Genomic DNA, 12,393 nt, shown 5'->3' with positions numbered 1-12,393 from the left:
ACACACGGCTCCCCGGGAGGTAAGACCATGCCCGCCAACCCTCCGATACCGGCCAGCGTCGACGCCATCACTCCCGCGTGGATGCAGGAGGCCCTGGCTGCGGGCGGCGCGTCCGGTTTGCCGCCCATCGAAACCATGACCGTCAGCGGGATCGGGGCCGAAATGGGCATGCAGGCGGAACTGCTGCGCTGCCGGATGAGTTGGCGGGGGGGAGCTGCTGCCCCATTTGAGAGCGTTGTCGTCAAGTTGCCCAGCGCGGTATCCAGAACCCGCCGGGTGTCCGCCAGCCTGAAGTTCTACAGGCGTGAGTACGACTTCTACCGCCATGTTGCCCATCGTCTGCCGTTCCGAACGCCGGCGCTGCTCTACGGGGACTGGGGCGGCAGCCAGAATTTTGTGCTGGTTCTGGAGGATCTGGAAGGCCGCGAGATGGTGCCCGTCGAGGGAGGCGCAACCGCAGCGCAGGCACGCGGCGCCGTACGCGCCATTGCGAAACTACACGGCCTGTACTGGGAGAACTACTCCGACCCGGCGGCGTCGGCCCTCCACGACGCTCTCAGCCGAAAAACCCGGATACTGTCGCAGCTCGCCTACCTAAGATACCTCGCCCCGGCTCTGAAGCACTTCGGACACCTGTTCTCGGACGACATGTACGGTTTTGCCGAAGCCTTCGGACCGAGGGTCTCCGACTACCTGTACGACATCGGAAGAGAGCCCAAGACCTTCATCCACGGCGACTATTACTTGCCCAACCTCTTCTACGGCAGCGGCGGCCCGGACGATGTCATCGTGATCGATTGGCAGGTCAGCGGCATCGCCAGCGGTCCGTTTGACGTCTCGTACTTCATGGCGCGAAGCGTGGAGCCCGAAATGCGCCGGGAGATCGAACGCGAGGCGGTGGCCGAGTATTGCGACATCGTGGCGAGCATGGGAGCCGGGCATCTCACGTTCAAGGCGTGTTGGGACCTCTACCGGCGAAATATGCTGACATGCCTCATGATCCTGGTCGTCTCCCTCGGCCTGATAGGCCACACGGACCAAATGAGCAGACGCCTTGCGGAGGTCGCCATGGGACGATTGGTCGCCGCCTTCGATGATCTCGATGCATACGAATTCCTGCCGGGACCGCGCCCGTTCTTCAGTCTCGCCAATGCTTTCTCCGCCTCGTCCCGCCTCGCATACCGGCCATTCAAGGGCATCGCGTGATGGGTACCTGGACGGGCCGGCTTCGACCGGTGCGCGGATCCGGCGGCATGCCGGGTTCCGCAGCCGCACGCGCAGGAGGTCGGGATCCTGATGCCTGAGCCGAGGGTGATTGTGATTGGAGGTGGAGCCGCGGGCCTGTCGGCGGCTCATGAACTCCGCAAACGCGGGATCCCCGTGCTCCTGCTGGAGGCTTCGGACCGCGCTGGCGGGCGGATGGCCGGCGAGGTGGTCGGTGACTTTTATGTCGATACCGGGGCGCAGCTCTTCTCCACCGCCTACAACGCGGCCCTCGCGGTGGCGGAGGAACTGAATGTCCGGTTTGATCGCTCTCCCGTTTCGCCCATTGCCACCGTCTACAACAGCCGCAAGCAGAAAACGGGCGTCATGAATCCCTCGTCCTTCCTCCATCTCGACAACGTCAGGACGCTGCTGTCCTTCTCCCTCTTCTCGCCCAGGGGGCTCGCGCAGTTCGTCCGTTTCGCCCGACTCCTGAGGAAGCGCAAAGACGACTTCCGGTCCGGCGACTACCTGAGTCTGCTGGACCTCGATGTCGAGGACACGTGCGCGGAGTGGTGCCGCAAGCACATCGGAGAGGAGTTCCTTGAAGAATTCGGTGATTTCGCCGTCGCCAGCATCACGCTGAGCACTCCGGAACGCATCGGCGCGTTGAACGGGATGATGATGCTGTGGATGGCCTTTCTGGAGCGGCAACACACGCTTCGCATGCCGGAGTGCGGGATGGGGTATTTCTCCCGAAGGCTGGCGGGGGTCTGTGAGGACGTGACGCGCCTGGTCACACCGGTTGAGCGGGTCGTGGTGAGCGACGGCGCGGTCCGGGGCGTCGTGACGCCGCGGGACGGTTTTCTGGAAGCCCGCGCGGTGATCTGCGCCACGACAGCGTCCGCCGCGCTCGGGGTCCTTCCCCGACTTCCGGGCCGAACGCGGGAGCTCCTCGAGTCTGTGCGGTACTCCTGCTGTTGTCACGTTGTTTTTGGGGTTGACCGCCACCCCCTGCCGAAGGGCCACTACTTCTTCATGCTGCAGAGGAAGGGCGAGTCGTTGCTGGATTGCTTCCTGGACAGCACGGTCGGCTCCCCGTTGTCGGCGCCGGAGGGCCACGGCTGTATTCACGCCTACCCTTCCGAGGAAGCTTCCCGACAACTGATCGGCCTCGACGATGGGGAGATCAAACGCAGAGTCCTCGACGAAATCCGAAATTACACCCCAGCGATGCCCGAAGAGCCGCTGTTCACTCGGGTGTATCGTTGGGAGGAGGCGGTGGTCCTACCCGACGGAGGGATGATGCGGCGAATCGAATCGCTGCGCGCCGGAGGGTTTCCGGGGGTTCGGGGCCTTTTTCTGGCGGGCGACTATCTGCATATGCTCGCAAACGTGAATGGTGCCCTGATGACCGGCATCCGCGCGGCCGACGAAGCCGACCGCTACCTTCAAGCCTCGTCCCACTCGGAAACCTCCGCATGATGCTGGACCGGGCGGCTGGCCGACGGGCTCCGACGCACTTGCCCGGAAGACAGAAGGCGCTGACCATGGCCGGTGCCGTGCTGGCCCTGTTCCTCGCCTCGCTCGGCCAGATCATCGTAGCCACCGCCTTGCCCGGCATCGTCGCCGATCTGGGCGGCTTCGAGAGCTATACGTGGGTGGCCACCAGCTACGTACTCGCCTCCGCCATCGCCATTCCCATCTCCGGCCGCCTCGGCGACATTCACGGCCGCAAGCTCATCTTCGTCCTGGGCATTGCCGTCTTCCTCGTCGCCTCCGCCGCGTGCGGCTTCAGCCTGACCATGACCCAGCTCGCGGCAGCGCGCGCGGTTCAGGGCATCGGGGGCGGCGTGATGCTGAGCGTGGGATTCGTCGCCGTTGCGGACCTTTTTCCGCCGGAGGAGCGCGGCAAGCAGCACGGCTTGAACAGCCTCGTGTTCGGGATGGCCGCGCTGATCGGACCACTGCTGGGAGCCTACCTGACCGAGCACGCGTCTTGGCGATGGATTTTCTTCTTGAACGTTCCGCTGGGCCTCCCCGTGCTGTTGCTGATCGCGCGGGTCTACCCAAAGATCGAATCCGAAGAGGAGCGTCGCTCCACCGACTATCTCGGCATGGCGGCGTTGGCCCTTGCCGTCGCGGCGATACTGCTGGCCTTGACCTGGGCCGGCGTTCAGTACGAGTGGAGTTCCCCGCAGATCATCGGTCTGCTGTCGTTCGGGTTGGCGATGGCCGTGGGACTGGTGGTCGTGGAATCGAGGGCGGAGTCGCCGATCATGCCATTGGAAATATACCGTGAGCGCGTGGTGGCGGCTTCGCTGGCGATGGTGTTTCTCGCTGGGTCGGCGTTATACGCCGGCGTGATCTTCGTGCCTCTGCTTCTTCAAGCGGGCCTCGGGGTATCCGCGACCGGCAGCGGCGCCTACTTGACCGTTATGGTGCTCTGCATGGTGTTCGCCATGGTACTGTCGGCCAGGTTCCTTTCGACACGCAACCCGCGCTACCGGTTTGTGGGCGTCGCCGCCACGGGATTGACGGCCGTGGGCATGTACCTGATCGCCACCGTCGACCCCGATGCGAACATTACCCGTGCCGCAGCATCCGTCGCCGTCGTTGGGGCTGGCGTGGGCGGCGTGTTGGCCACCGTCCTGTTGGCGGTTCAGAACACCGTTCCCTTCGAGAACGTGGGCGCCGCGACCGCCGCCGTGCAGTTCTACCGGCAGGTCGGGGGCATGCTCGGCCTGGCGGCCCTGGGAGCCTCCATGGCGGTCAGGTTCTCTGCTGAGATGGAGGAGGCGGTCAGCGACGCGGCGGGCGGTGACGGCTTTCCCGAGCAGCTTGAGGCCATCCGGGAAGACCCGGCGATTCTCCTCGATCGGGCGGAAGTTGTGGCCCTTGGGCTGCCAGATGCGCTCCTCGACGCCCTGCGATCCACTCTGGCCAGCGCCGTCGGCCACACCCTCGCCATCTGCGCGGCCGCCGTGGCCCTGTCCGTGGTGGCCGCTCTGTTCCTCGGTGCGCCGCCCCGAGCGCACGCGCCGGCCCGTCGGCCTCCAAGCTGACGGCGGGTGGGCAGGAGACTCCCATGACACTTCGCGACGCCCTCCGCTCCGCCATCGGGCCAATCTATATTCGGACGCGCCTGTTGCAGGAACGCATCCAGTCGGGCGTCGTGTGGAACCCGTTCGATCCGGACTACATCGCCGACCCGTATCCCGCCTTCCGACGACTCCGCGAGCGTGACCCCTGCCACCACAGCCCGCTCACCGGGATGCTGGTCCTGTCGCGATACAAGGATGTCGACGCGATCCTGCGCGACCACCGGCGTTTTGGGACCGGCCAACACGTCCGGCGGAGCAACAAGCGGCAGGTTTCGGCCGTCCGCCAGGCAGTCGGCCCCGCCTTGCCCGCGCTCGACCCTCCCGACCACACTCGTCTGCGGAGGCTGGTAGAGCACGCCTTCACACCGGATTATGCTGAGAAGATGGATGGCCGGGTCCGCAGCGCCGTCCACGCGCTGCTTGACCGGGCGGGTGACAGCAACGAGTTCGATCTGATGTCAACCTTGGCGGCGCGGCTGCCCGTGGAGGTGATCGCCGGTATGATCGGAGTGCCGCCCGAGGGCCGAAAGCGATTCCAGGCGTGGTCGGAACTAATCAAGAGGATGACCGAACCGCGTCTGACCAGCGGCGAGTTGCGTCTGACCATCGAGGCTGCGGGAGCGTTCGACGTCTATTTCGCTCCGATCATCGAAGAGCGCCGGAGCGCCCCAATGGATGATCTGCTCTCCCGGCTCACGCTGGCCGAGGAGGGCGAGCAGAGGATGACTACGGAGGAAATACAGGCCACGTTGCGCCTGCTCGTCATGGCCGGCGGCGAACCGGCGGCGGACCTCATTGGGAACGGCCTCAACGCCCTGCTCCGCCACCCCCAACAGTTGCAGCTTCTGCGGGCGCAGCCCGAGTTGATGCCGAACGCCATTGAGGAACTGCTCCGCTACGACGCGCCCGTACAGATTGGCCGCCGTTACGTCACCGAGGAAGTCCAACTCGGGAATAGGGTCATGAAAGCAGGCTCCCAGGTCGTCGTTCTCCAGGGCGGGGCCAATCGCGATCCGGAGGCGTTCAGTGACCCCGACACCCTCGACCTCACGCGCCAAGGCGCCGGGCACATGTCCTTTGCCCAGGGAATCCACCGCTGCCTCGGTGCGCCGCTGGCGCGCCTCATGGGGCGGGTCGCCCTGGAGGTCCTGCTGGAGCGTTTCGACGATATTCAATTCGGTGCGCGTGCGCCCGTTTACAAGTCCAGCTTCGTTTTTCGGGGGCTGCGTCACTTGGACATTCGCGTCCGCCGCAGCAGCGGCCAGAGCTTCCCGGTCCGACCAGACGACGCACCACTGTAACCCCCCGTCAAGCCACGCCACACGTCTCTCTCTCCTTGGAGGTCATCCCCCGAGGAGGTGAACGATGGGCTGATTATCCTCCCCCGACACTCATTCTGGCGGGAATTTCGCCCCGGAGGGGTCCGCAGGCTTGCCCGTCCTTACCACTCAGCGGACTCCTCGTCGCGCGCCGCCGTGGGCAGCCTGTAAGAATGCTCAGAGCTGCCGAGGTCGACGAAGTTCATCAACGCGTTGAACTTGGCCAGCCTGTCGCGCTGGCCCCAGCGCGGAAAGACCTTCCGCCGCACGCGCCTGGACCGGTTCTGGAAGCGGAGAAACGGGACCACCTTGCGTCGATTGCACGGAAAAAGAAACTTGTCCGCGAGCCGGTCGCCGATCAACTCCCGGGACGCCTGGTACACGGTTCGGGCCAATGCCCTGCGTTTGGGAATGTCGGTGACTCCCACGACCAATGGCGCGCTGTTCACGATGCTGTTGGCCATGATAATCGCGTCGTAGTCGGGCTCCGGCTCACAGATGGACCCGAGTCGAAACGCGCGGACCGCCGAGGACTCGTCGTGGAAGATGAGGGGTTCGGGTATTCCGATCAGCCGCCCCGTGTATCTCCAGACATGCACGTACGCGTCCCGCTCCTCCTGCGTGAAGTCCCCTCCCAGCGTCGCCACGTGCTGCATGAGCCGGCCGGAAAAAGCCGACCCCGCCAGGAGTACGTGCGCGGTGCTGATCGGCATGCCGTACTTCTCCCGATTCCACTCCTCCGAACGCCTCAGATAGTGTCTGGACTGGGCGTGCACAAGGCGGACCCGTACGGACAACCTCCATCCGTCGGCACCGGGGTTCATCCCGCCGGGAAGGTACTGCTCCACGAGTTGCAGACCGTTTTGCTTGAGGCGGCGGACTCCCATATTGGTGACGCGACCACGTACGCGAAACGACTTGCTGATCAGCGTGGAAAAACCCTCCACGATGCTGCCCCCCACCAGAGCGGCCAGAACGATGTCCGAATTGCGGAGAAAAGCGCGAGACGCGGTGCGTGCCAGATCCGCGTCGAACCAGTCGGGCAGGATCGCAGAATCGGCCACGAGGCTCCGAAGGGACTCCGGCAGGTCGCGCGGCGGACTCGCCGGGTCCAGAAACGCTCTGGCGAGCAGCGAGTGCACCTGATCGGGCGACAAGGACGCAAGATCCTCGGCCACGGCATCGGCGTGCGGGTCTCCGACGGTCGTGTGCCGGACGTACGCCTCGGCTTGCGCGGGGTCCAGGGCACGGGCTGCGGAAAACCCTGCCCGATAGGCACTCGGAATCCGAATGGTTGTCTCCGACGTTTCCCTCCGCGCCGCGACGTGCCGGATGGGCGCGCGAGTACTCATCTAGCTTGTTCGTGGTGTTCTTGTTTCCCCTAATGGGATCAATAACTTTGCTGGGTGGCGCGTGACAACGGTGAGACTGCCGCGTGCGGGTAGTTGGTATGGAACTGGGAACTACCGATATGGTAGACACTTGCGAATACCGACCACTTTGGCGTCCCTTTCGCCCGCCTATCCATCGCGGGGCGGATCAAACCCCGGCTTGAGAATCGAGCTTGCAGTCGTTTGTTGGGACGCGACCGGCTGGGCGCCGCCGGTGCGAATGGAGCAATGACGAACGCATGCCGACGGGCAACGAAGTGGAGGCGGGGGCGAGGGGCGGGGGGTGAAGGTGACCGCGGAGCATCCCGCAGGATCGGATGACGCCGCACGGGCTCAGGGCGCTGGCGCTCGCTAGTCCCGACCAGCCACCGGCTCCGCTGGCAGGATCCCGCGCGCGCGGGCTCGATGCACGGCGTCGAGCCTGCTTCTCGCACCGAGCTTGGCGAAGATGCGGCGCACCCGGTAGCGCACGCCGTCGTAGGAGAGTCCGAGGGTGCGGGCGATGTCCTTGTCTTGTGAGTGCTCCAGACGGGCGAGCACTTCGAGTTCGCGCTCGGTCAGCGCCCGGGCGGGCGGTTGCCACTCGGCGCCCGCTTCTTCGCACAGGGCCTTGCGCAGCGCCGCGGCCTCCGCGGCAACGCGCGCATCGGCGGCTCCGGCGGTGGACCCGGTCGCGTCGAGCAGCGCGATGGCGAGTTCGCGGTCGCGTGCGAGCGGGCGGGCGTAGTCCGCCTGGGCGAACAGCCGCAGATAATCCGCCAGATGGTCCGCCGCGCGGTCGGGCGACCCGGCGCGGTGCTCCAGCACCATCGAAAGCGCCAGTCCCCTCATCCGGGTTCGCACCAGGGCGCGTTCCGCGGCGACCGCCAGGAGCGCGGCGGCGAACTCCCGGGCCGCGTCGAACTCGCCGCGGGAGATGAAGAGCCGAAGCCGCGCGCACCCCAGCATCTCCATCTCCCGCCAGCTCTGGGTCCCGAGGTCGAGGCACCGGGCCGGCGGCTCGGGCAGGCCGTCGAACCGCCACGCGCGGGCCGCCTCGTCCACCTGGCCGCCGTCGAGCAGCACCGAGACGCGCAGCGCCGACAGGAACCGCGCCAACGCCGGGCGCTCGGTACGGCGCGCGTATTCGCAGGCGTCCTCGACGGACGCGAGAGCCACCCGCGGACCTCCGCCGAGCATCTCCAACTCCACCCTTGCTCCGATGCTCGCCGCGTACACGTCGAACCAGGCGCTGCACCTGCCGAGCAACCGGGGCGACACCCGCGGCCCGCCCAGCCGTGGCGCGACCGCCGAGCGTTCAAGCTCGAGTTCCGCCGCCAGCACCTCGCCGATCATCACCGCGCCCACATCCCGCAGATGGCTCGCCCGCGCGACCTCGAGCGCGCGGTCGTAATATTGGCGGGCCTCGCGGGGGCGGCCCCTCGCCATGGCGGTCGATCCGGCCTGGAGGTCGAGGTGGGCCAGAAAGGGCGAGGCGCGTCCGAGCGCCGCCCGCGCGCGCCCGGCGCATTCGGCGGCCGTGTCGAACGCCGTCATTTGATTGTGCACGATGCACATGCCGACGCTGAACATCCCGCGTAGCAGCGGGTCGATTTCCGCCGCGTTCGCCAAGGCCTCCGTCTCTGCCATCGTCGCCATGATCCCGTCCCCGTACCGGCCGCAACCGCACATGTGGAGCATCCCCTGGACGAAGATGTGGTCGGTCCGCAGCGCCCGGTCGTCGCCGCCCTCCCGGTCCCGCGTGTAGCCGGCCGTTTTCTCGGCAGTCGCCCCGTACAGCCGTCTCGCCTCCTCGATGTCGCCCGACGCTGTGAGCACCGCGCAACGCACCAGCGCTAGGCGCGGATGGTCCGACAGCGCCTCCTCGGTCAGCATTCCGTCGACCGTGTGCAGCGCCTCGGGGCCCTGCTCGGGCCACAGCCGGACTCCGCCCGTGCGTTCGGCGATCCGGCCGAGCAGCGCCGGGTCGGCCGCCTCCGCCGCGTGCCGCAGCGCCTCGACCGGTCGGCCGCGGCGTGCCAGCGCGCTGGCGATCCCTCGGTGGATGGCCCGGAACCGCTCCGGCGCCTCCTCGAACCGCCGCTTCTCGCAGTGGCGCTTGATCAGCGGATGCAGCCGCATCGCCGACACTCCGCCTCCCGTGGTCGACAACAGCCCAGCCAACGCTCCCATCGACGCGATCCGCCGTCCCGCGTTCCCCGCACCGGTCGCCTCGTCGATCAGCTCCGGCTCCAGCCGGTCGAAAAGCGCGATGTCCAGCACGAAGTCGCGATCCTCCGCGGAAAAGCCGCGCCACAGACGCGTCTCGATCCAGCCGGCGAGCGTGTCGTCGCCGCCCGCGGCGTCCGGCACCCCTGCCCGTGCCGTGTCGAGGTGGATGCGAAGCGCAAGGGGCCAGCCCGCCGAGTCGGCGACCACCGCGGCGAGCCTGCGCCGCGAGAGGCTCCCGCCGAAGAACCGCGAGACGTCGGACTTCGAGAAGCGCAGGTCCTCCGCAGTCACCTTCACCCCCCGCCCCTCGAGCGCGTACATGGCGATCGCGAGCCCGGGCGGCCGTTCCCGGTACGCGATCCCCACGTGCAGGTGCGGCGGGGCGCGGCGAAGCAGCGTGTTGATCAGCCCGACCGCCTCGGGGTTCCGCAGCCGCTCCACTTCGTCGAGCGCGAGCACGCACGGCGCGCCGTGCCGCTCCAGCGCCCGGATCAGCAGGCCGATCCGGTACTCGGCCCGGCTGTCCGCTTCCGGATCCGGCGGCCGGGCCGGGGAGGCGCCGCCGCGCTCCCCGGCCGGATCGAAGGCCGCGACGCCGGCCCGCTCGAAGGCCAGGGCGAGATATTTCGCCACCGACTCCGGTCCGTCCGCCTCGTCGAACGAGAGCCATGCCACGGCAAGACCCTGTTTGCGCAGAGCTCGGCAGCGGCGGGCGAGCAGGACCGTCTTGCCGAAACCCCCGGGGGCTTGCAGCACCGTGAGGCGATGGCCCGTGAGCGCGCACCGCTCCTCCACTTCCGCACGTCGGAGGTAGCCCTCGACGGGATCGGGCAGCTCCACGTTGTGCCGCAGCAGCCACGCGGCCTCAGGAGGCGCCGGTTCGGCAACCCGCGCCCCCGCCTCCACTTCGTTGCCCGTCGGCATGCGTTCCTCGTCGCTCGTCATTGCTCCATTCGCATCGGCGTTCGAGCGCCGCCCAGCCGCGTCGCAACATACGACTCCAAGCTCGATTCTCAAGCCGGGGTCTGATCCCGCCCCATTCCTTCCATTGCACACGATCCCCAGGGTTCTGTAACGCCAGTGCTCAGCCTACAGTAAGGACCTACCATTACGGTTATTACCAGTTCCCATCCGCCTACCGTCGACTGGCGCCCCCACCGTTGACGCGGAGCGCGGGCGGAAGCGTGCGTCATCACTGTATGTGTCTACCAGATAGTAGTGACCAGTTATATCCCAACTACTGGCGCGTGACACTTCTCATATTGACTCTCGCCCACGGACCGCACCTTTTTCCCACAATCGGGGACGCGCCCGGTCACCTTGGTGGATCGAAAACCACAAGAACGGAGGAAGCCGACATGAATCGCGCACCTTCAACTTTGTTCCTGAGCGGGATGCTGGGTCTTTTCGCCCTCGCTCCCGCCGCAGCCGCCCAGACATCCGGACCCCAAAACCACCTCGCCCTCAATGTTCTGGATGCATCGAGCGGGGAAGGGTGGCGGGCGCTTCGGTTACCCTCGTTGAGCCCCACAGTGGAAGCCGCCTTCGCGGGCGCTCCGGTCCTCGATACACGGATACCCGCGCAGGCGTCGGAGGGGCAAAAAAGCGCGGCCGTGGCAGGAGTTCTGGAGTTGTTCGTGCCGTTCGTTGGCCATGCCTATGCCGGTGACGTGGGCGCCGGTCTGCTACCTGGGGTTGTGAGGATTGGTGGGCTTGGGTTGGCGTTCGTCGGCGCCGGCATATTCGCCGAGGACGTATTGGCGGGTGTGGTGGAAGGGGAAGTGGACGAGTCGGGAGGGCTCGGGCTCGCGGCGGCTGGCTTTCTTGCTTATACGGTCGGAACGATTTGGGGAACCGTGTCTGCGGTGAGTACGGCGAACAGGCACAACGCCCGGCTTCAAGAAAGCGGTGGACTTGAGAACGTGGGTCTCACGGTCCGGCCCACCCGCGACGGTGTGTTGGTTGGCGTGGGCTGGCGGGTTTTCTGAACCGCTCACGAAACCCGATTGGGCTTCCGCGCCATTGGCGGCGCGGCGGAGGGCGGGGGCCGCCTCCAGAACCTCCGCCCCCGCCCATTCCGATGGCTGTCCGCCAACGGCCTGACCGGGCATAGCGACCTGCCCCGACCAGCGGGTCTCGCTCCGCCGGGTCGAGCGACTCGGGCCGGGCTGCTTGGTGGGTCGCGCGTTGCCGCCGGGCAGACGCCGCGCGGCGGCGCCGATACGCACTCGGGGCCGGCCGCGGCCCGCGAACTCCGAGCCTCAGCGAGGGCGTTGTTGGGGACCGAAGGGGCAAGCCCCTCGTCAGCCCTTTTGTACCCACGGGGTAGGCTGGCTTGACCGCCCAAGACGCGGCCGACGAGCTGTTTCCCGGCCGCTTCGAGCGCGCCGCCTCATCGAACCGGGCGGGCCTCAGCCGCCCGGCGACGTGCCCCGCGGGAACGTCAGGCGCCGAGAAGCCGAGCGCGCGGGAGATCGGCCATCGCCTTGTCGAGCGTGAGAGTGTCCAGGTCCGTGCTCGCGTAGTCGTCGGCGATGAGACGATCGAGCAGTCCGGCCCCATCGGATGCCTGGATCGCCTCTTGAACCGGCCGGCCGTTCAGGGGCGCGACGAGGCCGCTTCGGAACACATCGAGCAGTCCCGCGCGGGCGTCGGCCTTGCTGACGCCGTAGTGGTGTTGCACGGCGATGTACGCCTCGCCGATCACCTGGTTGGAGGCGGCGACGGCGGCGCCTTCGTCGGTCACGAGCGCGGACAGTCGCTCGACGCACCCGGCGTAGTCCGCCTCGGGCATGCCCGTGAGCAGACGCACCAGGATCGAGGTGTCAATCCCGTAGCGCCGGATCATGGAGCTGGGCGCGGAAGGCATAGATATCGAATGCCTCTGCCCCCGGACGCAGCTTGCCGCGAAGCGGTGCCAGGCGTGAGAGGTCGATCCGGTGCGGGCGCACGATGAAGCCGTCGGCGCCCTCCTCCAGCTCGAGTCGGTCGCCAGGCTCCACCCCCATCGCCTCCAGAACCCGGGCCGGGAATGTGACCTGACGCTTGGATGTGATCCTGACCAGCATGGCTACCTCTTCCCGCGTCTCCTTACATACTAGTGTATATATGTAAGGTATTTGGTTCACGGAGTTCGCGCGAGCGTAGTTTGTCGTTACACCGTGA

The 12,393-nt window shown here is 67.0% G+C and carries 9 protein-coding genes; 5 read left to right on the top strand and 4 right to left on the bottom strand.

Annotated elements, in window-relative coordinates:
- Positions 1 to 27 precede the first annotated feature (27 nt).
- From ACOGXI_RS07455 to ACOGXI_RS07440, 4 genes are all read left to right on the top strand, one after another.
- Positions 28 to 1,206, top strand: a complete 1,179-nt coding sequence (locus tag ACOGXI_RS07455; RefSeq protein WP_419938239.1) for a phosphotransferase — start codon at positions 28 to 30, stop codon at positions 1,204 to 1,206.
- A 90-nt stretch (positions 1,207 to 1,296) separates the two neighbouring features.
- Positions 1,297 to 2,688, top strand: coding sequence for an NAD(P)/FAD-dependent oxidoreductase (locus ACOGXI_RS07450; protein WP_419938238.1), 1,392 nt, complete (start codon positions 1,297 to 1,299; stop codon positions 2,686 to 2,688).
- Entirely contained in the window at positions 2,685 to 4,268 is a 1,584-nt protein-coding gene (locus ACOGXI_RS07445; RefSeq protein WP_419938237.1) for a DHA2 family efflux MFS transporter permease subunit, read from the top strand. The genes ACOGXI_RS07450 and ACOGXI_RS07445 overlap by 4 nt, the downstream gene beginning before the upstream one ends.
- Before the next feature lie 110 nt (positions 4,269 to 4,378).
- A complete protein-coding gene (locus ACOGXI_RS07440) occupies positions 4,379 to 5,608 on the top strand; it encodes a cytochrome P450 (protein ID WP_419938236.1) in 1,230 nt (409 codons plus the stop codon).
- A gap of 140 nt (positions 5,609 to 5,748) precedes the next feature.
- On the opposite strand, the gene ACOGXI_RS07435 is transcribed toward ACOGXI_RS07440, so the two are convergent.
- A complete protein-coding gene (locus ACOGXI_RS07435) occupies positions 5,749 to 6,978 on the bottom strand; it encodes an oxygenase MpaB family protein (protein WP_419938235.1) in 1,230 nt (409 codons plus the stop codon).
- 390 nt (positions 6,979 to 7,368) lie between these two features.
- The gene (locus ACOGXI_RS07430) at positions 7,369 to 10,173 is read right to left on the bottom strand and encodes a LuxR C-terminal-related transcriptional regulator (RefSeq protein ID WP_419938234.1); all 2,805 of its coding nucleotides are present in this window, start codon (positions 10,171 to 10,173) and stop codon (positions 7,369 to 7,371) included.
- Positions 10,174 to 10,586: 413 nt separating this feature from the next.
- Between ACOGXI_RS07430 and ACOGXI_RS07425 the strand changes: the two genes are divergently transcribed.
- A complete protein-coding gene (locus tag ACOGXI_RS07425; RefSeq protein ID WP_419938233.1) occupies positions 10,587 to 11,216 on the top strand; it encodes a hypothetical protein in 630 nt (209 codons plus the stop codon).
- 455 nt (positions 11,217 to 11,671) lie between these two features.
- Here ACOGXI_RS07425 and ACOGXI_RS07420 read toward each other — a convergent pair whose 3' ends face one another.
- A complete protein-coding gene (locus ACOGXI_RS07420; protein ID WP_419938232.1) occupies positions 11,672 to 12,076 on the bottom strand; it encodes a hypothetical protein in 405 nt (134 codons plus the stop codon).
- Complete coding sequence (locus ACOGXI_RS07415; protein WP_419938231.1) at positions 12,054 to 12,296, bottom strand: AbrB/MazE/SpoVT family DNA-binding domain-containing protein; 243 nt, start codon at positions 12,294 to 12,296, stop codon at positions 12,054 to 12,056. The genes ACOGXI_RS07420 and ACOGXI_RS07415 overlap by 23 nt, the downstream gene beginning before the upstream one ends.
- Positions 12,297 to 12,393 lie beyond the last annotated feature (97 nt).

The sequence above is a fragment of the Candidatus Palauibacter sp. genome (assembly GCF_965208055.1).
Taxonomy (GTDB): Bacteria; Gemmatimonadota; Gemmatimonadetes; order Palauibacterales; family Palauibacteraceae; genus Palauibacter.
Note: the sequence above shows the minus strand (reverse complement) of the source record. Positions and strands in the feature narration are given on the sequence as shown.

Coding starts and splice junctions, on each gene's coding strand:
- ACOGXI_RS07455 (WP_419938239.1), top strand. CDS start 28: ATGCCCGCCAACCCTCCGATACCGGCCAGCGTCGACGCCATCACTCCC.
- ACOGXI_RS07420 (WP_419938232.1), bottom strand. CDS start 12,076: ATGATCCGGCGCTACGGGATTGACACCTCGATCCTGGTGCGTCTGCTC.
- ACOGXI_RS07450 (WP_419938238.1), top strand. CDS start 1,297: ATGCCTGAGCCGAGGGTGATTGTGATTGGAGGTGGAGCCGCGGGCCTG.
- ACOGXI_RS07425 (WP_419938233.1), top strand. CDS start 10,587: ATGAATCGCGCACCTTCAACTTTGTTCCTGAGCGGGATGCTGGGTCTT.
- ACOGXI_RS07430 (WP_419938234.1), bottom strand. CDS start 10,173: ATGACGAGCGACGAGGAACGCATGCCGACGGGCAACGAAGTGGAGGCG.
- ACOGXI_RS07445 (WP_419938237.1), top strand. CDS start 2,685: ATGATGCTGGACCGGGCGGCTGGCCGACGGGCTCCGACGCACTTGCCC.
- ACOGXI_RS07415 (WP_419938231.1), bottom strand. CDS start 12,296: ATGCTGGTCAGGATCACATCCAAGCGTCAGGTCACATTCCCGGCCCGG.
- ACOGXI_RS07435 (WP_419938235.1), bottom strand. CDS start 6,978: ATGAGTACTCGCGCGCCCATCCGGCACGTCGCGGCGCGGAGGGAAACG.